Origin of the sequence: Paractinoplanes globisporus DSM 43857 (assembly GCF_000379645.1) — a bacterium.
GTDB classification, from domain to species: domain Bacteria; phylum Actinomycetota; class Actinomycetes; order Mycobacteriales; family Micromonosporaceae; genus Actinoplanes; species Actinoplanes globisporus.
The window spans coordinates 1-22,211 of the sequence record NZ_KB903309.1 but is presented as its reverse complement, the minus strand read 5'-3'; the positions used below and the strand labels follow the sequence as shown (position 1 = coordinate 22,211).

General features: G+C 71.8%; 21 protein-coding genes. 8 read left to right on the top strand and 13 right to left on the bottom strand.

Features of this window, described 5'->3' with window-relative positions; translation table 11 throughout:
* Positions 1-9 precede the first annotated feature (9 nt).
* From A3CQ_RS0124165 to A3CQ_RS0124155, 3 genes are read left to right on the top strand one after another with little or no spacing between them, the layout of a single operon-like run.
* Positions 10-1,254 carry a glutamate-5-semialdehyde dehydrogenase gene (locus A3CQ_RS0124165; RefSeq protein ID WP_020513536.1) on the top strand — a complete coding sequence of 415 codons (1,245 nt, stop codon included), beginning with the start codon at positions 10-12 and terminating at the stop codon, positions 1,252-1,254.
* 43 nt (positions 1,255-1,297) lie between these two features.
* Positions 1,298-1,789: a SigE family RNA polymerase sigma factor gene (locus tag A3CQ_RS0124160; protein WP_020513535.1), complete on the top strand. Its 492-nt coding sequence runs from the start codon at positions 1,298-1,300 to the stop codon at positions 1,787-1,789.
* Entirely contained in the window at positions 1,782-2,879 is a 1,098-nt protein-coding gene (locus A3CQ_RS0124155; protein ID WP_020513534.1) for a hypothetical protein, read from the top strand. Before A3CQ_RS0124160 ends, A3CQ_RS0124155 begins: the two co-directional genes overlap by 8 nt.
* A 6-nt stretch (positions 2,880-2,885) precedes the next feature.
* Here the strand turns inward: A3CQ_RS0124155 and A3CQ_RS0124150 are convergent, their stop codons facing one another.
* The 6 genes from A3CQ_RS0124150 to A3CQ_RS0124125 all read right to left on the bottom strand — a co-directional run bounded on the left by A3CQ_RS0124150 (position 2,886) and on the right by A3CQ_RS0124125 (position 10,264).
* Positions 2,886-3,692, bottom strand: coding sequence for a prenyltransferase/squalene oxidase repeat-containing protein (locus A3CQ_RS0124150; RefSeq protein WP_020513533.1), 807 nt, complete (start codon positions 3,690-3,692; stop codon positions 2,886-2,888).
* Between the two features lie 81 nt (positions 3,693-3,773).
* Entirely contained in the window at positions 3,774-4,955 is a 1,182-nt protein-coding gene (gene moeZ / locus A3CQ_RS0124145) for an adenylyltransferase/sulfurtransferase MoeZ (RefSeq protein ID WP_026206129.1), read from the bottom strand.
* 116 nt (positions 4,956-5,071) lie between these two features.
* The gene (locus tag A3CQ_RS53825; RefSeq protein ID WP_245577316.1) at positions 5,072-6,022 is read right to left on the bottom strand and encodes a DUF3152 domain-containing protein; all 951 of its coding nucleotides are present in this window, start codon (positions 6,020-6,022) and stop codon (positions 5,072-5,074) included.
* Between the two features lie 52 nt (positions 6,023-6,074).
* On the bottom strand, positions 6,075-6,932 hold the full coding sequence (locus tag A3CQ_RS0124135; RefSeq protein WP_020513530.1) for a DUF3152 domain-containing protein: 858 nt from the start codon (positions 6,930-6,932) through the stop codon (positions 6,075-6,077).
* Positions 6,933-6,998: 66 nt separating this feature from the next.
* Positions 6,999-7,961 carry an alpha/beta fold hydrolase gene (locus A3CQ_RS0124130; protein WP_020513529.1) on the bottom strand — a complete coding sequence of 321 codons (963 nt, stop codon included), beginning with the start codon at positions 7,959-7,961 and terminating at the stop codon, positions 6,999-7,001.
* Positions 7,958-10,264 carry a hypothetical protein gene (locus A3CQ_RS0124125; RefSeq protein ID WP_051115334.1) on the bottom strand — a complete coding sequence of 769 codons (2,307 nt, stop codon included), beginning with the start codon at positions 10,262-10,264 and terminating at the stop codon, positions 7,958-7,960. Before A3CQ_RS0124125 ends, A3CQ_RS0124130 begins: the two co-directional genes overlap by 4 nt.
* Before the next feature lie 237 nt (positions 10,265-10,501).
* Here A3CQ_RS0124125 and A3CQ_RS0124120 point away from each other — a divergent pair, with 237 nt between their 5' ends.
* From A3CQ_RS0124120 to A3CQ_RS53820, 3 genes are all read left to right on the top strand, one after another.
* The gene (locus A3CQ_RS0124120) at positions 10,502-11,161 is read left to right on the top strand and encodes a TetR/AcrR family transcriptional regulator (protein ID WP_020513528.1); all 660 of its coding nucleotides are present in this window, start codon (positions 10,502-10,504) and stop codon (positions 11,159-11,161) included.
* A 37-nt stretch (positions 11,162-11,198) separates the two neighbouring features.
* Positions 11,199-11,423, top strand: a complete 225-nt coding sequence (locus tag A3CQ_RS0124115; protein WP_020513527.1) for a DUF3107 domain-containing protein — start codon at positions 11,199-11,201, stop codon at positions 11,421-11,423.
* Positions 11,424-11,681: 258 nt separating this feature from the next.
* Complete coding sequence (locus A3CQ_RS53820) at positions 11,682-13,589, top strand: DEAD/DEAH box helicase (protein ID WP_084699192.1); 1,908 nt, start codon at positions 11,682-11,684, stop codon at positions 13,587-13,589.
* A 174-nt stretch (positions 13,590-13,763) separates the two neighbouring features.
* Here the strand turns inward: A3CQ_RS53820 and A3CQ_RS0124105 are convergent, their stop codons facing one another.
* The gene (locus A3CQ_RS0124105; RefSeq protein ID WP_020513525.1) at positions 13,764-14,420 is read right to left on the bottom strand and encodes a biliverdin-producing heme oxygenase; all 657 of its coding nucleotides are present in this window, start codon (positions 14,418-14,420) and stop codon (positions 13,764-13,766) included.
* 137 nt (positions 14,421-14,557) lie between these two features.
* Between A3CQ_RS0124105 and A3CQ_RS0124100 the strand changes: the two genes are divergently transcribed.
* On the top strand, positions 14,558-15,691 hold the full coding sequence (locus tag A3CQ_RS0124100; protein ID WP_020513524.1) for a class I SAM-dependent methyltransferase: 1,134 nt from the start codon (positions 14,558-14,560) through the stop codon (positions 15,689-15,691).
* Here the strand turns inward: A3CQ_RS0124100 and A3CQ_RS0124095 are convergent, their stop codons facing one another.
* From A3CQ_RS0124095 to A3CQ_RS53815, 5 genes are all read right to left on the bottom strand, one after another.
* On the bottom strand, positions 15,692-16,918 hold the full coding sequence (locus A3CQ_RS0124095) for a DUF8832 domain-containing protein (RefSeq protein ID WP_063713600.1): 1,227 nt from the start codon (positions 16,916-16,918) through the stop codon (positions 15,692-15,694).
* Complete coding sequence (locus A3CQ_RS0124090) at positions 16,911-17,123, bottom strand: heavy-metal-associated domain-containing protein (protein WP_026206127.1); 213 nt, start codon at positions 17,121-17,123, stop codon at positions 16,911-16,913. The genes A3CQ_RS0124095 and A3CQ_RS0124090 overlap by 8 nt, the downstream gene beginning before the upstream one ends.
* A gap of 73 nt (positions 17,124-17,196) precedes the next feature.
* Complete coding sequence (locus A3CQ_RS0124085) at positions 17,197-17,505, bottom strand: metal-sensitive transcriptional regulator (protein WP_026206126.1); 309 nt, start codon at positions 17,503-17,505, stop codon at positions 17,197-17,199.
* Between the two features lie 310 nt (positions 17,506-17,815).
* Positions 17,816-19,981 (bottom strand): RecQ family ATP-dependent DNA helicase, encoded by a 2,166-nt coding sequence (locus A3CQ_RS0124080; protein WP_211216672.1) that lies wholly within the window; start codon positions 19,979-19,981, stop codon positions 17,816-17,818.
* Positions 19,982-20,141: 160 nt separating this feature from the next.
* A complete protein-coding gene (locus A3CQ_RS53815) occupies positions 20,142-21,413 on the bottom strand; it encodes a glycosyltransferase (protein WP_020513519.1) in 1,272 nt (423 codons plus the stop codon).
* Between the two features lie 84 nt (positions 21,414-21,497).
* Here A3CQ_RS53815 and A3CQ_RS0124070 point away from each other — a divergent pair, with 84 nt between their 5' ends.
* Entirely contained in the window at positions 21,498-21,896 is a 399-nt protein-coding gene (locus A3CQ_RS0124070; RefSeq protein ID WP_020513518.1) for a hypothetical protein, read from the top strand.
* Here A3CQ_RS0124070 and A3CQ_RS62185 read toward each other — a convergent pair.
* Positions 21,877-22,074 carry a hypothetical protein gene (locus tag A3CQ_RS62185; RefSeq protein WP_157295846.1) on the bottom strand — a complete coding sequence of 66 codons (198 nt, stop codon included), beginning with the start codon at positions 22,072-22,074 and terminating at the stop codon, positions 21,877-21,879. The two genes, A3CQ_RS0124070 and A3CQ_RS62185, sit on opposite strands and share 20 nt — an antisense overlap.
* Between the last annotated feature and the right edge of the window lie 137 nt (positions 22,075-22,211).

Here is a 22,211-nt window from a genome sequence, read left to right as displayed (position 1 = left end):
GAGTGCGCGATGACGTCCGTGCTGCAGCAGGCCTCCGACGCGCGCGCGGCCTCGATCGACCTGGCCGCCGCGACCCGCGCGGAAAAGGATCGCGCGCTCCTGCTGATGGCCGACCGGCTGGTCGAGCGCACCGAGGACATCGTCGCCGCGAACGCGGCGGACGTGAACAACGCCCGCGATGCCGGGCAGTCCGAGGCGATGATCGACCGGCTCACGCTGACCCCGTCCCGGATCGAGGGGATGGCCGACGGCCTGCGTCAGCTCGCCGCGCTGCCCGACCCGGTCGGCGACGTGGTGCGCGGCTCGACCCTGGCCAACGGGCTCGAGCTGCGGCAGGTGCGGGTGCCGTTCGGCGTGGTCGGCATCATCTACGAGGGTCGGCCCAACGTGACCGCCGACGCCGCCGGCATCTGTCTGAAGTCGGGCAACGCGGCTCTGCTGCGCGGCTCCGGCTCGGCCTTCAGCTCGAACGCGGCGATCGTCTCGGTGCTGCGCAAGGCGGTGGCCGACTCGGGCCTGCCGGCCGACTCGATCCAGCTGCTCGACGCCACCACGCGCGACTCGGTGAAGGAGCTGATGCGCGCCCGCGGCCTGGTCGACGTGCTCATCCCGCGCGGCGGCGCCGACCTGATCAAGACGGTGGTCGAGGAGTCCACGGTCCCCGTGATCGAGACGGGCGTGGGCAACTGCCACGTCTACGTGGACGAGAACGCCGACCTGGAAAAGGCGCTGGCCGTAACGGTGAACTCGAAGACCCAGCGACTGTCCACGTGCAACACGGCCGAGTCGCTGCTCGTGCACATCGACATCGCCGACTCGTTCCTGCCGCTCGTGATCGAGGAACTGGTCTCGGCCGGAGTGACCGTGCACGGCGACCCGCGGGTGGCCGGTTACAGCGACGACGTCGTCCCCGCCACCCAGGCCGACTGGGGCAAGGAATACCTCTCGGCCGACATCGCGGTGGCGATAGTCGACTCGATGGAGGACGCGATCGACCACATCCGCCGCTACGGCACCGGCCACACCGAGGCCATCGTGAGCGAGTCGGTGACCGCGACCCGGCGCTTCGCGGCCCGTGTCGACGCGGCCGCCGTGATGATCAACGCATCGACCCGCTTCACCGACGGCGGCGAGTTCGGCTTCGGCGCCGAGATCGGCATCAGCACGCAGAAACTGCACGCCCGCGGCCCGATGGGCCTGCCCGAGCTGACCTCGACGAAATACATCGTCACCGGCAACGGCCACACCCGCTGAAATCTCCCTGCAACCGGACGGGCGCCTCGAGCGTGTAACGGCCGTGTCAGGCCTTGAGTTCGAGGAGTTCTACGCGGCCTACTTCCAGCCGCTGACGATCCAGCTGTACGCGTACACCGGCGACCTGGCCGCGGCGCAGGACGTGGTGCAGGAGGCGTTCTGTCGCGCGCTGTCCCGCTGGCGCCGCGTGTCCACGTTGGACGAGCCGGGCGCGTGGGTGCGTCACGTCGCCTGGAACCTCGCGACCAGCCAGTGGCGGCGAGCCCGGCTGGCGGCCCGCTTCGCCCGCGGCCACCGCGAGGAGCACGCACCCTCCCCCGGTCCCGAACGGGTCGCGCTGGCCGCGGCGCTGGCGAAACTGCCGGCCCCGCAGCGGCGCGCGGTCATCCTGTACTACCTCGCCGACCTGCCGGTCAGCGAGATCGCCGCGCAGGAGGGCGCTCCCGAGGGCACGGTCAAGTCCTGGCTGCATCGCGGCCGCGTCGCGCTCGCCGCCGAACTCACCGAGACCGAGAAGGGGGCTCACCGTGACTGACTTCGACATCGACCCGCTCGTTCGCGAGTTCGCCGAGTTCCGCGACGAGGTGGCTCCGCACGTCCGCTCGGCCGGGGTCGCGAAGACCCGCCAAACCGTACGAGTCCGCCGGCGCAACCACATGATCGCCGCCGGGATCCTCACCGCCCTCGCCATCATCGTTCCGGCGGCGGCGTACGGGACTCACCGCGAGACCGTGCCGGCCGGTCCGATCCGGCCGCCCGGCCCGGTGCAGGATCTCGGGAACGCCACGCTCGACCTGCCGCCGTGGGCGCCCGACGCTCTCCTCGCCGGCTGCCCCTCCGGCCGGCTGGTCTTCCGCAACGACTCGCACCCGATCGGCGGCGCCAAGTCGATCCACCTCGAGCAGGTCGTCCACGCCGACGTCGACCACGACGGCACCGTCGACGCCGTGGCCCGTTTCGCCTGCGTCGACGCCGCCGCCGACGTCAGCACGTATCAGGTGGTCGCGTTCGCGGCGGACAACGCCATGCGCGGGCAGGTCGCCGTGCAGACCGGCCCGGTCAAGGCCATCTGCGACGTGCGCGCCGACGCCGACGGGACGGTCTCGATCGAGGTCGGCGACTTCCCCGCGCCGCTGCGCTGCCTCGTACGCCAGCAGGCGCCTCTCATGAAAACCCAGTGGCGGACGTACGCGTGGACGGGCGCCCAATTCGCGCAGAGCGCCGGACCGACGTCGTTCCCCCGCGTCGTGACCACCGACGACCTGCGGGTCTTCACGGACGGCTTGGTCGTCTTCAACGGCGACGAAGGGATCATGGACTTCACCGTCGGCAACCACGGCAAGTCGCCGGTGCCGTACCAGGCGGTCTTCGCGATGCCGGCCGGGACGAAGCTCAAAAGTATCGAAGGCGGCTGCGCCGGACCGCCGCCCGGATACCGGGGTGGCAACCTCACCTGCGGCGGCACCGTCGATCCGCAGACCGGCCTGTGGCTGATGTTCCGCTTCACCCGCACGGACGCTCGGAGGCAGACCACCCCGATCACCGTGCACGTCCGGCCGTCGCCCGGCTACACCGACCCCAACCTGACGAACAACGACGTCTCGTTCACCTTCCGCTATCGCTGACGGGGGCTAGCGGCAGGCGCGCAGGACGGTCAGGGTGGTGTTCACGTCGAAGTTCGGGCCCTCGGCGCTGTCCCAGCCGCCGTCGGTGCGCTGGGTGGCGGCCAGGCGCTTGCGGGCCGCCTGCAACAGCCAGTCGTCGCCGAGGTGGACGCGGCGCAGGGCGGCGGCCATCGACGCCACGTCGGCCGGCGCCATGTCGTGCAGGCGGTCGCCGAGGACGAGCTGGACGCGGGCCGACTCGTAGAAGTACTGCTGGGCGTGGAGCAGGCCGGCCGCGTGCCAGCCGGTCGCGAGGAACGACGGCCAGGTGCCGTCGGGGCGCAGCTGGGAGTTCACGAAGGCGGCCGCGGCACCGAGCGTCTGGGCGTAGTGGGCCGGCAGGTCGAGGTGCGGGTGCAGCTCCACCTCGGCGACCGTGAACCAGAAGCCGGTCAGCGCGGTCAGGTAGAGCGTGGCCTCGGGGTCGCCGGGCATCGCCCAGGCGGGCGCCTCGGCGGCGAGCGAGTCGTGTTCCTGCCAGGTGCCGTCGGGGCGCTGCACCGAGGCGAGCCAGCGGAGCGCCCGGTCGACCACGCTGCCGTGCAGGCCGCCCAGGTCGTCGAGCTCGTTGAGGCGGAAGCAGGTGGCATCGACCGACGGGATCACGCCCTCGGTCGAGGCGGGCCAGCCGCCGGCCGCGATCTGGCCGGCGGCGATCCGGTCGATGATCTCCGGCGAGGGTGGCTGGCCGGTGCGAAGGTACGACAATCGGGCACGTTCGACCGGGTCGCCGTGGGCGACCACGTATCCGATCGCGGCGTCAATATCGACCACGACGTGACGCTACAACGCGGAGGGGCAAAGCGCCCCACGTGCCGTGGCCGGGGAGCCATATCGGCTCCCCGGCGTCACCGGTCAGTACGACGGCAGGGACGGGTCGACCGTGTTCACCCAGGAGACGATGCCGCCCTGGACGTGCACGGCGTCCTTGAAGCCGGCCGCCTTGAGGGCCGCCAGCGCCTCGGCCGAGCGCACGCCCGACTTGCAGTGCAGCACGATCTGCCGGTCCTGCGGGAAGCGGGACAGCGCCTCGCCCGAGAGGATCTCGCCCTTGGGGATCAGCGTCGCACCGGGGATGCGGTTGATCTCCCACTCGGCGGGCTCGCGGACGTCGACCAGGAACAGGTCCTTGCCGGAGTCCTGCCAGTCCTTGAGCTCACGGGCGGTGATCGTCGAGTCGACGACCGCCTCCTCGGCCTCCACGGAGATCGCTCCGCAGAAGTCGTCGTAGTCCTCCATGAGGTCGGTGAGCGTGGGGTTCTCGCCGCAGAGCACGCAGTTCGGGTCCTTCCGGACCTTGATCTTGCGGTACTCCATCTCGAGGGCGTCGTAGACCATCAGCTTGCCGACGAGCGGCTCGCCGATGCCGGTGATCAGCTTGATCGCCTCGTTGACCTGGATCGAGCCGATCGACGCGCAGAGCACGCCGAGGACGCCGCCCTCGGCGCAGCTCGGGACCATGCCGGGCGGCGGGGGCTCCGGGTAGAGGCAGCGGTAGCAGGGCCCGTGCTCCTCCCAGAACACGGAGGCCTGGCCGTCGAAACGATAGATCGAACCCCAGACGTACGGCTTGCCGAGCAGCACGGCGGCGTCGTTGACCATGTACCGCGTCGCGAAGTTGTCGGTGCCGTCGACGATCAGGTCGTACTGGCTGAAGATCTCCATGACGTTGTCGCGGTCCAGCGCGGTGTTGTGGATGACCACGTTCACCAGCGGGTTTATCTCCCGGATGCTGTCCGCCGCGGACTCGGCCTTGGGCCGGCCGACGTCGGAGACGCCGTGAATGATCTGGCGCTGGAGGTTGGACTCGTCGACCGTGTCGAAGTCGACGATGCCGAGCGTGCCCACCCCGGCGGCAGCCAGGTAGAGCAACGCCGGCGAGCCCAGGCCACCCGCGCCCACGGCGAGCACCTTGGCGTTCTTCAGCCGCTTCTGCCCGTCCATCCCGACGTCCGGGATGATCAGGTGACGTGAGTAGCGGCGGATCTCGTCGATGGTCAGCTCAGCGGCCGGCTCGACGAGCGGGGGCAATGCCACGGTTCACTCCCCGGGTTGGTGGTAAGGATCGCTAGCCATTGTTGCTCGTTCATCTTCGTCGTAGCCATGACGTTGCCCACCGGCCCGACATGCGGGATGAGGGAATTTTTCGGCGGTCACGGCGCGGGCGGGCCGGTGTAGCGCTTGCCGTTCGGGAACGGCCAGGAATTGGCCACGCAGCCCTTCAGGCCGAACGTCTGCTGCATCATCACGGGCGCGAGGCGGCCCCGGCCCGGGCAGGCCTCGTGCCCGTGACCGAGCTGGTGTCCCACCTCGTGGTTGATCACATAGGCGCGGTACGTGGTCAGCGGCGCCCCGTAGCCATGCACCGCGCCCTCCCAGCGGTCGTCGTTGACGATCACCTTCTGGGACAGGCGGCAGGACGTGTACGCGCCGGTCTCCAATCCTCCCGTGCGGCACATCCGCTCGGAGGTGCGCGCGGAGGCGAGGTAGATGGTGAACTCGGCATGCACGGCCACGGGAACCCGCTGGAAGCGGAACCGGCGCTCGGCGATCCAGCTGCGGCGATCGCCGAGCGTGCGGTCCACCTCGCGGGCGAAGGAACTGGGCGCGCCGAAGGTGGCCGGCTTCTCGATGGCGAGATGGAAACGGCGGATCGGCCCCGCGCCGCCGAGGACCGGTCCGGTGCCGGTCACGTACTCGAAGGAACCGCTGGTCCCGGCGGCGCGGACGATCACCCTCGTCGACGGCGCGGCCTTCGACGGCGCCGCCGACGGATGCCGGCTGACCAGCAGGGGCGTGGCCGCCGGGACGACGATGCGGTCGCCGTCGCCGCCGTGCAGATACCGGCCGAGAAACACGACGGAGGCCGCCAGCAGCAGGTAGGTGAAGACGGTGAGCACGCGCCGGCGTCGCCGCGCCGGGCGCGGCTCCTCCTCGAAATCGCGGAACGGAACCGGAGCCGGTGGGGGCGCGGGCCGGGTGAGCGGGGTCCGGCGCATCGCCGGCGGGTTCCGGGTGGGATCCCAGACTCGCGTACGGGGGTCGGCCGGGCTGCCCCGATCGGCGGTCCCGACGGCGTGATGCCTTCCACCCGTCCCACTCATGACACAGCCGAGCGTGCCACGCCGAAACGCGGTGTATCAGGCGTTTTGCCAGCTACAGGGCGGGGCCGGTGAGGAAACCGTTGCCCGCGCGCGGCCAGGGGTAGGGCTTGCAGCCGCGGGTGGTGAGCGTCTGCTGCACCATCACCGGGGCCGGGCCGCCCGCCCGCGGACATCCCTCGTGACGGTGGCCCAGCTCGTGGCCCACCTCATGGTTGATCACGTACTGCCGGTAGACCGCCAGCGGGATCTTGGCGTTCACGTACGGCTTCGCGGACAGCCGCCAGCGATCCAAGTTGATGATCACCTTGCCGACGGCCCGGCACGACGTGTACGGGACGCCGCCGATCCGGATGTTCGTGCCGCCGCGCTCGCACAGCTGCCCGGCCGTGTCCCGGGTGGCCAGGAAGATCGTGAAGTCGGCGTGGTCGTTGCCGGCCACCATCTGCAGGCGCACCTGGCCGCCGCCGATCCAGCTGCGCGGGTCGCCGAGGGTCGCCCGCACCTGCTCGGCGAAGGCGGTCACGTCCTCGTTGCTGCCCTGCTCGACGGCCACCCGGAAACGCCGCAGGGCGCCCTTGCCGCCGAGGACGGGACCGCGCGTCATCGCGTACGAAAACTTGCCGGAACCATGGGCCGGAACCGCACCCGGCAGACGAAGCTGATCCACCGCCGGGCTGGTGGGGGCTGTCTCCAGGATCGGCGCCGCCGAGGGCGAGGGGGACGCGGAAGCGGAAGGGGACGGCGACGGGGAGACGGAGGGGGTGGCCGCCGGAACCTGGGCGGCCTCCGAGCTCAGGGAATGCCCCAGCAGCAGGCCCGAGGCCGTCACGATGGTGAAGACGAGCAGCACCAGCCACCACCGGCGCCAATGGTCGGGCTCGGCGGGCGGCAGAGATGCTTGCGAGATCATCGATCGCCAGCGTCTCATACGCGTCGATCGCTGTCCTGCCGGGTGGATCTTGTGTAAGGCGGGTCGCTATCCGGCGATCGTCGCCGGTTTCTCGTCGAGCATGCCGACGATGGCCCGGGCCACCAGACGCGGCACCTCCATCTGCGCCACGTGGCCCACGCCCGGCAGAATCAGCAGACGGCTGTCGGGGATCGCCCTGGCCACCTGCGCGGGCACCCGCGGATCGACCAGCTTGTCGGTGAGACCGCCGATGACCAGCGTCGGCGCGGTGATCTCGGTGGCCAGCCGCCACAGCGAGTTGCGGCCGGGAAGGTAGGCGCGCAGGAAGCTGGAGACCAGGCCGCGCAGCGTGCGCAGGTACGCGTTCGGGTAGTGCGACACCGTGTAGCGCAGCTTGATCTCCTCGACCGCCTCGGCCCGCCGCTGCGCGCTCGCCTTCCGGGTGTCGCCGAAGCACGCCTCGAGGACCTGCTCGGTCATCTCCTCGACCGAGAGGCGGGCCATCCCCCACGCGAAGATCCGGTCGGCCCGCGGGAGGGCCAGCAGCGGCAGGAAGGGACCGTGCGCCGTACGCCGTGGATCGAGGAAGGGCATGGCCGGGGAGATCAGGGTGAGCGTGCGGACCAGGTCGGGCCGCAGAGCCGCGACGCGGACGACGATCGAGCCGCCGAGCGAGTTGCCCACCAGGTGCACCGGGCCGCGGTCGGCGTGCTCGAGATAGCCGATCAGCGTCGCCGCGAACGCCGGGATCGAGTAGCGCGGGCTCGGGTCGCTGTAGCCGAAGCCGGGCAGGTCGACGGCCTGGCCGTCGAAGCGGTCGGCGAGCAGGCCGGCGACATCGGTGAAGTTCTGCGAGGAGCCGCCCAGGCCGTGCACGTAGACGGCGGGCTCGGCACCGGCCGCGGTGGCCGGGGTGTCGCGGACGTGCAACATCGCCCCGCCGATGACGACCCGGCGCGCGGGCCACGGGGGTGGTGCGTCGCCGTCCGGCAGCAGCAGGCCGTCGTCGGCAAGGATGGCGCCCTTCATCGAGACAAGAGTGCCTCAAGCCGGCGGTTCACGGCGGCCAAAGTGGCACGAACCATGGCATGCCTGTCGTCACCGGTCACCACGGCCGAACCGGCCAGTTGTTCCACCCAGCCGTTGCAGGACAGCAGCAACACGACGACCGCCACCTGCGAGTTGCCGAACGGGACGGAGGCCGCGTGCTCGACGAAGCAGCGGGCCGGGCCGTCGGGGTGGTCGGAGGAGGCGAGCAGCTCGTCGACCGCGCCGACGGTGGCCATCGCGCACAGCCGCAGCAGGTAGCCGTCGACGGCGGGGCCGCTGGCGCTGCCAGAGGTGGAACGGCCGCCGACGGCGAGGCGAACCTCGACGGTGGCGTCCGAGCCGAACGTGTTGACGTGCACGTTCTCGAGGACGATGCGGGGGCCGGGGTGCTCGCCGGGGTAGAGCGGGCGCGGTGGGCGGGGCTCGTCGGCGGGGACGACCTCGGCCTGCTCGACGCGCTCCGGCTCCGGGGCGCGGACGGGCTCGGGCTCGGGGCGGGCGTGCTCGGCCGGCCGCTCGATCGGCCTTTCGATCGGCCGCTCGGTCGGGGCCGCGGCCGCGGCCGCCGGCGACACCGGGCGGACCGGGGGCAGAGATACCGGACGCGCGGAAGGCGGAGACACCGGACGCGCGGAAGGCGGAGACACCGGACGCGCGGGAGACGGAGACACCGGGCGGGCGGGCGGCGGGGCCAGGGTCTGCGCCCGGGCCGGCGCTGGTGTCTCGGCAACCGGAGCCGGGGCGGCGGGTGGCGCGTTACGCGGCGGCGACGGCGGTGAGACCGGGGCGTTGGCCGGGGCCTCGCCCTTCATCGCGGCGTCCAGGCCCATGCGCTCCTGCAGCAGGCGGGCCACGCGGCGGCTGACCTCGGCCGGGTCGGCGCCCTCGGCAAGATCGAGGCGCAGGCTGTGCGCGCCGGTCGGGGTCGAGCGCAGCGAAGCGTCCCGCACGCCGTCGACGCCCCGCACCGCCGCCAGTATCGCCTGCACGTCGAAGCCTTCCTGCCGCTCGCGCGGCCTGACGTCACCGCGGCGCAGGTGCGTCGCGATCCGGGCCAGGGCCGGGGTCTCGGCCGTCGGCTCCGTCAACGGAGGCTCCGGAACTCTCGGCACGTCCGGCTGGGCCGGCACGCGCTGCGGCAGTACTCGTGGACCGGCGTCGCCCGGTCCGGGATCGGCCGCCACTCTCCGGAGCGAGCCGGGATCGGCCGGCACGCTCTTGAGCAGGCCGGGGTCGGCCGGGCTGCTCGTCCCGCCGCCGGCCGGTGGCCGGTTGCCGAAGGCCGCGTACGCCGCGGGCGGGGTGTAGCCGGACGGCTCGGCGGGCGGCGCGGGATCGTACGAAATCCGGCGCGGGAAGCTCGATGGATCGTACGTCGGTCGCGCCGGCTTCGCCTCATCGGCCGGAGACGCCGGAGGCATCGGAGACGCCGGGTGCACCGGGGGTGCCGGGGGCGGCTCGGGGGTGCCCCACTCGGCCCGGCGCGCGGCCGGGGCGGTGGGCGGCGCGGCCTGGGCGGCCGGCGCGGCCGGGCGCACCAGCGGGACCGCGGCCCGCTGCGGCGGCGCCGGCGGGGTTTCCTCGAGGTCGCCCTCGTACGGGTACGGCGGCGCGCTGTTCGGCGCGGGCAGGTCGTAGGGGCTGATCGGCTCGACCGAGCGCAGGCTGGTGGGCCGACCCGCCCGCGAGGTGAGCCCCGCTTCCCGGCCGATCGCGCCGGTCGTCTCGCCCAGGTCTCGCGGAAGTTGCGGAGTCAGCGGCGGCGGGAGTGGGGCCGGGGACAGGCCGGGCTCGGCCCGCGGCGCCGACGTCAGGCCGGACTCGTTACGCGGGGCCGGTGGCCGGGTCTGCTCGGCGCCGGGCGGGGTCAGGTGGGCCAGCAGATCGGAGTAGCGCGGGCGGGCGTCCGCCCAGCGAGCCGCGGCCGGCTCCTCCCCGGACGGGGGAATTTCGGCGGGCCGCGGAGGCTCGTAGGACGGAGGTTTCACGTCGTACATCGACAACTTCGACTCGTACGTGGGCGGCTTGGCGTCGTACGCCGGCGGCTTTGAATCGACGAAGCCGGGCGGGGCGGGCGCCGGAACCGGTGGGGCCGAGGAGGGCTGAGCCGGGATGGGCTGGGCGGGAGCGGGCTGGACGGTGCCGTACGGGCGGTCGACCGGGGGATATGCCTGATTACGCGGAAACGGCGTGGGACGGCGCCAGGCGGGTACGTCGTTTTCCGTGTCGAGCGCGGCGCCGGTGTTGGACCAGGGACTATCCTGCGTCGCCCAGCCGTTCACCCGAGTGCGCTCACGAGAATCGGCACTGTTGCCACCCTCCGCGGCTCCAGTGTCTCCGGAATGCCCTGATTCATCCACCGCGTGCTCCTCGCTCGCCCGTGCTGAGGCTACCGTGTGGGTGCGGTGGCGATAAGTTGCAGCGTCGCGACAATTGACCGGGCGGCCGCGACGAGCGCCGATCCGGGCAAACCGCGCCGACCGAACCGCGGGGACCAACCCCCTGGAGGGTAGAGAGACATGACCGCTGCGTCCGGCGGGGCACAGACCACCCGGCCCACCCGCCTGCCCCGCTCCGCTCGCCGCAAGCAGTTGCTGGCGGCGGCCCAGCAGATCTTCGTGGCGCACGGCTACCACGCCGCCGCGATGGATGACATCGCCGAGCGCGCCGGCGTCTCCAAGCCGGTGCTTTATCAACACTTCCCCGGCAAGCTCGAGCTGTACCTCGCTCTGCTGGACACGCACTGCGACGCGATAATCGCCAAGGTGCGCGACGCGATGCTGGCCACGCACGACAACAAGGAGCGGGTCAAGGGCGCCGTCCGCGCGTACTTCGATTTCGTCGACCACGAGAGCGAGGCGTTCCGCCTGGTCTTCGAGTCCGACCTGCGCAACGACCCGCAGGTGCGGCAGCGGGTCGAGCGGGTCGAGCAGGGCTGCATCGCGGCCGTGACCGACACGATCATCTCGGACACGGCGCTCGACACCGCGGCCGCCGAGTTGCTCGCCTCCGGCCTGGTCGGTGCGGCCGGACAGTCGGCGCAGTTCTGGCTGGCGAACGGTCGTCGTACGCCTAAAGCTGAAGCCGAAGCGCTCGTAGCTGCACTGATCTGGCGCGGCATCGCCAGCTTCCCCCTTCAGGACGGCGCAACCAGCGGTTCACCGGCGGAAATCGGATAACCTTTCCCGCGTAAGACCCGTACAGAGGGAGGGCCCCGTGGAGGTCAAGATCGGCGTGCAGCACACGCCGCGCGAGCTGGTGCTGGAGAGCGCTCAGACCCCGGCGGAGGTCGAGCAGGCCGTGACCGAGGCGATGGCCAAGGACAGCGTGCTGTCGCTCACGGATGAGAAGGGCCGCAAGGTGATCATCCCGATCGCCAAGGTGGCCTACGTGGAGATCGCCGAATCGACCAACCGGCCGTTCGGCTTCACCACCCGCTGAGGTTCCCGGAGGGCACCCCGTGCATCGGGCGTGCCCTCCCGTAACTCTGCTCCGAGGTGCCAGATCTCCAGGTCGGGTAGACTTGGGGTGTCGCCCGTCGACGTCGATCCGGTTCGCAGCCATTTCACCCCGCGAATCCGTTTCGCCGCGGGCGACCCGCGCGCGTGCGGCCCGCTTTCGAGCGTGTGGCCCGCGCCCTACCCAAAGCGCGCCCCAGCAATCCGACGGGCGCACCACGAGAGGCACCCGTAAAACTTCATGACAGACATCGAAAACTCCGAACCCGCTCTAGTTCCAGTCGTCAACCGCGCCCCCGTCCGCCCGGACAGCCCCACCTTTGCCGAGCTGGGTGTCCGGGCCGAGACCGTGGAGGCGCTGGCGAAGGCCGGGATCACCCGGGCCTTCGCGATCCAGGAGTACGCACTTCCCATCGCGCTGCGCGGCACCGACCTGATCGGCCAGGCGCCCACCGGCACCGGCAAGACCCTCGGCTTCGGCCTCCCGCTGCTCGAGCGCGTCCTCGCCCCCTCCGAGGGCGCCGACGGCAAGCCGCAGGCGCTGGTCGTCGTCCCCACCCGTGAGCTGGGCCTCCAGGTCGCGCGCGACATCGCCGCCGCGGGCAGCTCGCGCGGCGTGCGGGTGCTGCCGATCTACGGCGGCGTCGCGTACGAGCCGCAGGTCGATGCGCTCAAGAAGGGCATCGAGATCCTCGTCGGCACGCCCGGCCGCCTGCTCGACCTGGCCAAGCAGAAGCAGCTCAAGCTCAACTCGATCAAGGCGCTCGTGCTCGACGAGGCCGACCGCATGCTCGACCTGGGCTTCCTCGAGGACGTCGAGAAGATCCTGGCGATGCTCCCCGAGGAGCGGCAGACCATGCTGTTCTCGGCGACGATGCCCGACCCGATCGTGGCTCTCTCCCGCCGGTTCCTGAGCCACCCGGTCACCATCCACGCGGGGCACACGTCCGAGAGCGGCCCGTCGCCGCTGACCAAGCAGGTCGTCTACCGCACCCACCCGCTGAACAAGCTGGAGATGGTGGCCCGCATCCTGCAGGCCCGCGGCCGCGGCCTCACCATGATCTTCTGCCGCACCAAGCGGGCCGCCGACCGCGTCGCCGAAGACCTCGACTTCCGGGGCTTCGCGGTCGCCGCCGTGCACGGTGACCTCGGCCAGGGCGCCCGCGAGCGGGCCCTGCGCGCGTTCCGTACCGGCAAGATCGACGTGCTGGTCGCCACCGACGTCGCCGCCCGCGGCCTGGACGTCTCCGGCGTCACCCACGTGATCAACTACGACTGCCCCGAGGACCCCGACACCTACACGCACCGCATCGGCCGCACCGGCCGGGCCGGCGCGACCGGCGTCGCGGTGACCTTCGTCGACTGGGAGGACATGCCGCGCTGGGTCCTCATCGACAAGTCGATGGGCCTGAGCATGCCGCAGCCGCCCGAGACGTACCACACGAGCCCCGCGCTCTACGCCGACCTGGACATCCCGACGGAGGTCTCGGGCACGCTGCCGACCGCCGAGCGCAACCGGGTGGGTCTGGCGGCCGAGGTCGAGGAGGACCTGGGCGGCGGGCGCCGGCGTCGCGAGCCCACTCGCGGCGGTCGTCCGCGGCGCGGGCGAAGCGGTGGGCCGGGCTCCGACGAGGCGGCCCCGGCCGAGAGCGCCGACACGGCCGAGCGGCCCAAGCGCCAGCGCCGTCGCCGCCGGGTGGGCGACGATGACGCACCCCTTGCCGGTACGCCGGCCGGCGCGCCCGAGGCGGATCTCGCAGCGGACGCGTCCGAGGCGGTCGCCGAGGCCCCGAAACGGGCGCGGACGCGTCGCCGGGCGCCGGCCACCACGCTGCTCTTCTCCGCCGGCGACGAAGGTGCCGCGGAGTCGGCGGTTTCCGGGGCCGCGCCTTCGATCGGCTCCGACTCCGACTCGCTTTCCGTCGGCCGGGAGTCTGCCTCGTCTTCCGTCGGCCTGGATTCTGGCGCCGATTCCGATTCCGATTCCGACTCGGATGACGCCGACCGGCCGCGTCGCCGGCGCCGTCGTGGGGCCCGGGGCAATCGCGGGTCCGGCAGCTCGGCCGAGGCCGCATCCGACTCGTCTGACACGGCCGACACGTCCGACATGTCCGGCAGCTCCGAGTCTGGCGTGGGCACGACCGCCTGATCGTCTGCTTTGGGGCCCGGCCTTGGCCGGGCCCTTGCCATGCAGGACAGCCCGGAAGCCGCCGACGGCCTTGCGCCGCTCCTGGCTGATGCGCTCCGTCGGGACTCTTCTCTCCTCGTACATCTGAATGGCAAGAGAAAACGACGGAGAGTGAGCCCACCGGGTTACGGCGAGTCAGATCCAGCGGCGGGCGAGTTCGTCGAGAACGGCGACGTTCAGGCGGTTCGCCTCGACCACCTCGGCGACGAATTCGTCCTGCTCGTCGAAGGTCCACGGCAGTGCGTCGAGCAGGCGGCGGTAATAGCCTTTGAATGCCTCGACGTCGATGCCGGGAAAGAGGAAGAAGCGGTTTCCCTCGCTGTTCAGGCCATAGACGCGGGCGATCGCCTGGCCGAGGTATTGGCCGCCGGACATGTCGCCGAGATAGCGCGCGTAATGGTGCGCGATGAAGCCGACCGGGTGGGAATTGGCGGCGTAGCGCAATCGGGTGCAGTACGTCGTCGTGGCCGGATGGGCGGCTATTCGCTCCGCCCAGCGCGGCCCGTGCAGGAATCGCAGGTCGGCCTCGATCGCGGGCAGCCGGATCAGCTCCGGAAAGACGAAAGCGCGGGCGATCGGGTCGTCGGCCATGGTTCCGGCGGCCAGTTCGAGCGCCTCGTAGAGGAACCAGTGCTGAGCGGCCAGATCCGCATAGGCGACCCAGGAGAGCCGGCCGGTGGCGAGCGCCTCCAGGAATCCGTTTGCCTGGGCTGCCTCGTCGGCCGCTCGAGTGTCCCGGCGCAGCCGGGCGGAGAGCCGGTCGGCCCCCGGTGGGTCGGCCATGAAGGACATCGGCGGCGCACCTCGCTTCTAGCGCCGACAGCGTATCTATAGATCCACTTCTCGGCCCAGTCTTTGTGCGACGTGTGTTGGGCCACCGGTCGCTTCCGTGCGCCGATCGGCGGCCGCGACGCGGGCAGAATGGAGAGATGCCACAACCGCTCACCGACGTGCTCGCCGAGGTACGCACTCTTCTGCTCGACCCGGGTCTCACCCGTGCCGTCGCCGCCGGCCGCCGCCGGGGGCACACACCCACGGTGACCAGGGCAGAGTTACGGCCGGTGGCATTGAAGAGCGGACCGCACCTACAGATCGTCACCGACGATGGAGCCCGCCCGTTCACCCGCAACGTAGCGCCCGGCGCCGAGGCGGAGGCCGCGGTCGATGCCCTGCTGGCCGAGCCGTTCGGGAACTGGCACGTGGAGACGTCGGCGACAACCGTGCAGGTGCGAATCACCAAGAAGGGTGACGCGCAGGTGCACCGGGGCGCGGCGCCCGACGCGGCGCCGGTCGCCGGCCACGACCGAGCCAAGCAGTGGCTGCTCGATCCGGGCGACCCGCTGTTCACGGTGGTGGGCGGCACGGCGGCCAAGCGCCGGCAGGTCGACGCGTTCCTGCGCGCGCTCGCCGCGACGCTGCCCGACACGTTGCCGTCGCCGCTGCGCGTCGTCGACCTGGGCTGCGGAAACGCCTACCTCACCTTCGCGGCATACCGCTATCTGGCCGCGCGCGGCGTCCAGGTCCAGGTCGTGGGGGTCGATGTCCGTGAGGATCAGCGCGTACGGAACACAGCCGTCGCGTCGGAGCTGGGCTGCTCCGCCGATGTGACCTTCGTGGCCGGGACGATCTCGTCGGCCGACCTGCCGTTCACGCCCGATCTCGTGCTCGCGCTGCACGCCTGCGACACGGCGACCGACGAGGCGCTGGCCCGCGCCGTGCAGTGGTCGGCCCGCTGGGTGCTGGCCGCGCCGTGCTGCCACCACGACATCGCCGCCCAGCTCAAGGGCGGTGCCGCGCCGGCGCCGTTCGGCGAGCTCACCCGGCACGCGATCATGCGGGAGCGCTTCGCCGACGTGCTGACCGACACGCTGCGGGCGTCGCTGCTGCGCCTGAACGGCTACAGGGTGGACGTCGTCGAGTTCATCGACTCGGCGCACACACCGCGCAACCTGCTGCTGCGGGCCCGCCGCACCGACGCGCCGGCGACCCCTTCGCAACGGGCGGAGTATGAGTCCCTGACCGCCCAGTGGTCGGTGACGCCGGCGCTGGAGAAGCTGCTCTGACTAGACCGTCATGGTCCAGGCCGCGGTGTGCACCTTTCCGGCCACCTGGAAGTCGAAGAACATGCGGTAGACGCCCTCGCTCGGCACCGACAGCCAGAACTTGACCTTGCCGTCGACCAGCGTGGCCTCCGGGTGGACGTGCACATAGGCCAGGTCACCCTGACGAAGAACAACCAGATGTCCGTACGCGCCGAGATAGGGCTCGAGCACGGCCGGCTGACGGTCAGCCCCGGCGACGCTGATCAGAATCGGCTGGGTCGACCGAACGCTCGGGGCACCCTCGTACCCGACCGCGAACCCGTCGGTGGCCACAGCGTGTGTCGGAGCGGGCAGCCGAGCCGGCGCGTAATCACCGGCGACAGTGAGATCGCTGCCCAGCGTGGTCGCCACGGGCGCGCCGCCGACGAGAGCGGTGAAGTCGGCGATCATCCGGTAGATCCCCGGCCCCGCGAGCGTGAGGTCGATGCTCCAGGTGCCGTCGGCCGCCATGGCCGGGTGCAGGTGCTGGAAGCCGCTGAGATCCCGCCGGATCACGATCAGATGCAGCAACTTGTCGTGCACCACCTGGTACGTGGTGACCGGCGCCCCGCCCGCCCCGATGATGCGGAAGGCCAGCCGTTGCGGCCGCCCGGCGAGGAAGGTGGTCCGCGACGGCACCAGCGTGAGCCCGCCCGAGCTGAGCGAAAGCCCGCCGACGGCCGCGCCGGCCGAGGTGCCGGTCGGGCCCTGGCCGGTGGCGGTCTGGCTCGTCGTGCCGTCGGCGTTGTGCGTGTGCGGCTGGTTCTCGTCCATGACCATGCCCGCCATCGACCCGTCGGCGGCCGTCCCGGCCGGAGGCGCGGACGCGGAGGTGGCGCCGTTGTTGAGCCGTCCGAGCCCGTAGCCCGCGAAAAGCACCACAACCAGCAACGCCCCGAAGGCCGCGAGCCGAAATCCCGCCTGGTCCCCCGCCGCGGTCGTCTCGCTCGTGCCGGCCTCCGCCCGGCTCGCCGCGCCTGCTGTCTGGCGTCCTATCGCCGGCCGGCTCGCCGTGCCGGTTTCGCGCCCTGACGGTGGCGGGCCCGCCGTGGCGTTCTGGCGCTCCGGGGCTGGCGGGCTCTCCGCGCCGGCTTGGCGGTCCGAGGCCGGCGGGCTTGGGGGTGCCGACTGATCCCGGACCCGGCTGAGGTCGGTGGTCGGCTGGTCGGCGGCCGTGGGGTGGCCGCCGGCCGGGGAGGCGTCAGGCATGCGCGAGCTCGTAGCCGGCCTCGTCGACCGCGGCGCGCACGTCGTCGTCGGCGAGGGGCGTCTCGCTGGTCACCGTGACCGCGCCGGAGGCGAGGTCGACCCGCACGTCGGCCACGCCCGGCAGGGCGGAAAGCTCGCCGGTCACGGCCTGGACGCAGTGCGAGCAGGTCATCCCGGTCACGGTATAGGTGCTGGTCACAGCCATGGCGATGCCTTTCGGGGAGCTGCTTTCGGAAGCGCCGTGGAGAGCGCTTTGCGGAGGGCTTGTGCGGGCGCGGTCAGGACTTGACGAGCCTGGCGATCGCGTCGGAGGCCTCTTTGACCTTGGCGGTCGGGTCCCCGGCGCGCGCCGCGTCGACGACGCAGTGGGCGAGATGGTCCTCGAGGAGGCCGACGGCGACCGCCTGCAGCGCGCTCTTGGCCGCCGAGATCTGGGTCAGGACGTCAATGCAGTACGTATCCTCGTCGACCATCCGCTGCAGGCCACGGATCTGCCCCTCGATCCGGCGCAGGCGCCCGAGCAGGGCCGCCTTGTCACCGGAGTACCCATGCGGACCGTGCTCGTGCGGCATCGCGTCATCGGACATGCCCGCCAGCATACCCCCTCCCCGTATCCGTCGTGCGTCGCCTCCATCACTCATCCTGTCCGTTACCTGCCGGTTTGTCACGACCAGGCACTCCTCCGCGCGACCGGGGATCGCACTGTCGCGACCGGCCACCGCGGCATCGCGACGACACCGCGCTGTCGCGACCGGGCACCGCGCTGTCGCGACCCGGCACCGCACTGTCGCGACCCGGCACCGCACTGTCGCGACCCGGCACCGCACTGTCGCGACCCGGCACTGCGGTGTCGCGACAGGCCCCGCAGTGTCGCGACGGCGGCAGAGGATCGAGCGGTCAGGCGGAGATCGCCAGGGCCAGGGGCAGCACCCCCTCGGCGCCGGCACGGCGGAGGGCTCGGCCGGCCAGCGACATCGTCCAGCCGGAGTCGACCAGGTCGTCGACCAGCAGGACCGGCGCGTGGAGCCCGGGCAGCGCACCGGCCACCTCGGGCGGGACGGTGAACGCGTCGTGCAGCGCCCGGACCCGCTGGGCGCTGTTGCCCCGGGAGGCGGACGCCGTCGGCTCGGCCGTGGTGACCGCGCCTAGCAGCGGGAGGCGGCCGACCCGGGCGATGTGCTCGGCGAGTGAGTGGATGAGCTGGGGATGCCGGCGAGAGCCCACCTCGACCACCGCCGCCGGCCGCTGGGGCCAGGCGGCGTCGCCGTGGGCCCACGCCTTGAGGATCTCGACGACGGCAGCGGCCAACTCGTCGGAGATCGGGCCGTCGGACGACTCCGGGGAGACCACGGCACGCAGGCTGCCGCCCCAGCCGAGATCCGAGAGACGGCCCACGGCGCGACCCGAGCCGATCTGCTCGGCGGGACCGATCTTGCCCTTCAGCGAGATGCCGACGGCGGCCAGTCCGGTGGGCCACATCTTCTTGGGGGCGATCTCGGTGCCGGGGCGACCCAGGAACGCGTCGGCCGCGGCCAGGGCGGCCGGCGACACCTCGGCATCGAACAGCGGCTCGGCACAGTTGTCGCAACGGCCGCACGGCTTGGCCTCGGGATCGTCCAGGCAACGGCGCAGGAACTCCATCCGGCAGGCGGTGCTCTCCGCGTACTCAATCATGGTCTTTTGCTCTGCCGAACGTGCCTCGGCGACTCGGCGCAGGCGGGCGGTGTCATAGATCCACGACTCGCCGGTGGCCAGCCAGCCGCCGCGGGAGCGCCGGACCGCGCCGTCGACGTCGAGGACCTTGAGCATCAGCTCGAGGCGGGTGCGGCGGAGGTCGACCAGCGGCTCGAGCGCCTGCGTCGAGATCGGACGGTCGGGCGAGAGGTTGGCCAGCACCGAGCGGACCTGCTCTTCCGGCGGGAAGGCCAGAGACGCGAAGTATCGCCAGATCGCGGCGTCCTCCCGGCCGGGGAGCAGCACCACCTCGGCGTGCTCGACGGCGCGGCCGGCGCGGCCGACCTGCTGGTAGTACGCGATCGGGGAGGGCGGCGCGCCCAGGTGAACGACGAAGCCGAGGTCGGGCTTGTCGAAACCCATGCCGAGTGCGGAGGTGGCGACCAGCGCCTTGATCTTGTTGTCCAGCAGGGCCTGCTCGGCGGCGCGGCGCTCGGTGTCTTCCACCTGGCCCGTGTAGGAGGCGACCGGATAGCCCCGAGAGCGCAGGAAATCGGCGGTCTCGGTGGCCGCGGCGACGGTCAGCGTGTAGATGATGCCGGAGCCGGGGAGCCGCTCGAGATGATCGGCCAGCCAGGCCAGCCGGTGCGCGGGATGGGGCAGGTCGAGCACGGCCAGGCGCAGCGAGTCGCGGTCGAGCGGGCCGCGCAGGACCAGGGCGTCGCCGAGCTGCTCGGCGACATCGGCGGTCACCCTGGCATTGGCGGTCGCGGTGGTGGCCAGCACCGGCGTACGCACCGGGAGGCCGGCCAGGAACGTGCGGAGCCGGCGATAGTCGGGGCGGAAGTCGTGACCCCAGTCGGAGACGCAGTGTGCCTCGTCGACCACGAGCAGGCCGGTGCTCGCGGCGAGGCCGGGCAACACGTTGTCACGGAAGTCGGGATTGTTCAGCCGCTCGGGGCTGATCAGCAGGACGTCGACCGCGCCGGCACGGATCTCGGCCTCGATCTCGGACCACTCGTCGAGATTGGCCGAATTGATCGTGCGCGCCCTGATGCCGGCCCGGGCGGCCGCCTCGACCTGGTTACGCATGAGCGCGAGCAGGGGCGACACGATGACGGTCGGGCCGGCCGGCGGGTCGCCCGGAGCGGCCGCGACAGCGTCACGCAGCAGGGCGGTGGCGACGAAGTAGACGGCCGACTTGCCCCAGCCGGTACGTTGCACGCAGAGCACCCGCCGGCGATCGACGGTGAGCGCCTCGATGGCTCGCCACTGGTCCTCACGCAGGGTCGCGTGGTCGCCCGCCAGCCGGCGGAGCACCCCCTCGGCCCGCTCGCGCACGCCAGCTCGCTCGGTCTCGTCGGGCCCTATCCGCGTCGTCTCGGTCACCCGGCATGTCTATCAGCCCGGACCGACAAAACCCGGAGTTATCCACAGGCGACGAGTTATCCACAGGCCAGAGAAAAAGTTGCGCACGGCCCGTCGCCGCCGGTTGAGAATCGGGGTCTCTCGACGGCGGAAGGAGCCGATCATGCAACTTCAGCCCAGCTCAGGGCTTCAGCAAACCTTCGATCAGATCGCTCGCGCGATTCGTGCCTCCCGCGGCGCGCAGTGCTGCACCGAGCTCGTCGGCGCGCGTGCGGAAGGACTCATCGGCCAGCACCCGATCGACCGCCCTCCCGACCAGTTCGTGCTTCGGTTTTCCGGTGCGCAGGTCGAGGCCGGCGCCCGACCAGGCCACCCGCCGGGCCACCTCGGGCTTGTCGAGCGAGTCACCGGCCACCACGAGCGGCACCCCGGCCTCGATGCCGGCGAGCACCCCACCCCAGCCCCCGTTGGTGATCATGACGTCGACCAAGGGCAGCATCAGGTCGTACGGGAGAAAGGCGGCCGCCCTCGCGTTCGCCGGCAACGGGCCGAGCGTGGCCGGGTCCGCGCCGCCCGTCGTGATGACGACCAGCGCCTCCCGGTCGGCGAGAGCCGCCATGGCCGGCCGCAGCAGATCCCACGGATCGGTGTCGAGAGTCCCCTGGGTGACGTGGACGACCGTGCCGGCCGCGGCCAGTTCGGGCCACCAGGAGGGCAGTTTCGCCTCCGGCGCCAGTGGAGCCGTGGCGGCGATACGGCCCACGAAATGGACGTGATCAGGCAGGTCGGGGCGGGGATACTCCAACCCGGGCACACCCTGGGCCAGCACGAGATCGGTGGAGTAGATGCCGTCGAAGAGCCGCCCGGGCCGCACCGGGCCGAGTCCGGCGCTCGCCCGCAGCTCGTTGATTTTGGGGTCGCTAACCCTGCGGTAGACCGCACCGGTGACGCCCCGCAAGATGGCGTCACGAGTCCGGCCCGCGGGCCCGGTCGCCGGCGTCCATGGCGCGCCGAGCGGCGGCAGATATCGGCTGGTCAGCGAGAGCGGGGTGACCGCGACCGTCGCCCACGGAATCCCCAGCGCCTGCCCGGCTATCCCCCCGCCGAGGGCGACCTGGTCGGTGACCAGCAGGTCGTACGGCGCGCCCGCCAGGATGTCGGCGACCTGGCCCGCGGCCGTGCCGAACAGTATGTATTCGCCGTTGGCCTGGACGCCGCGCAAGCCCTTGCCATCGCCGATCTCCGGAAACGTCGCCGCCAGGTCGGCATCGTCGTAATCGGTCGCCTTGATCCAGGGCAGCCAGCTAGCCCCGGCGCCGGTGAAGCGGCCGCGATACTTCGCGCCCGTGTAACCGACGACCTCGTGCCCCCGGCGGACCAGCTCGGCGGCGATAGCGCTCATCGGGCCGACGTGCCCGGCGAAGGGCATCGACGCGACGAGGATCTTGGCCATGGGCCGACAGTAGCGGAGGTCAATGTCCTGGTGGTGCCCCCCGAGTTCCTTGACAAATTTATTTGTCGGTGACAGGCTCGGATCATGTCGAAGACGATTGCCGAGAAGCTCCTGATCAAGCCGAATTCGACGGTCTGGCTGTCCGACCCGTCCCGCCTGCCGCTGCTCACGCCAATGCCCGACGGGGTGCGTGAGGTGGAGACGCTCGCCACCGCCAGCACCGCCGTGCTCTTCGCCGACGACGCTGCGAGCGCCCGCAAGCTGCTCGAGGAGCACAGCGCCGACTTGGCGAAGCCCGGCGTGTTCTGGGTGGCCTACCCGAAGGGCAACAAGGCCGACATCAACCGCGACTCGCTCTGGCCGATCGTCGCCGACTTCGACATGCGCCCGTGCGGCCAGGTCGCGATCGACGACCGCTGGTCGGGCCTGCGCTTCCGGCCGAACCGCGAGGACGAGGGCCGCTTCACCGGCGGCGCGAACTAGCCCACCGCGTGGGCACCTCCGGGTCCGCCTGCGTCGGGCCCACGCGGCGTGCGGCCACGCCGATCGGGGCCACGCGGGCCAGGGCCACGCGGGCCAGGGCCACGCGGGCCAGGGCCACGCGGGCCAGGGCCACGCGGGCCAGGGCCACGCGGGCCAGGGCCACGCGGGTCAAGGCCACGCGGGTCAAGGTCACGGCGCCGCCGACCATTGCTCGCGCTGTGCTCGTCGCGATCGGTCGGGGAAGTCGGGTGATGAGGGTCAGCGGCCGAGGACGGAGCCGCCGTTGACGTTGATGATTTGGCCGGTGACGTAGCC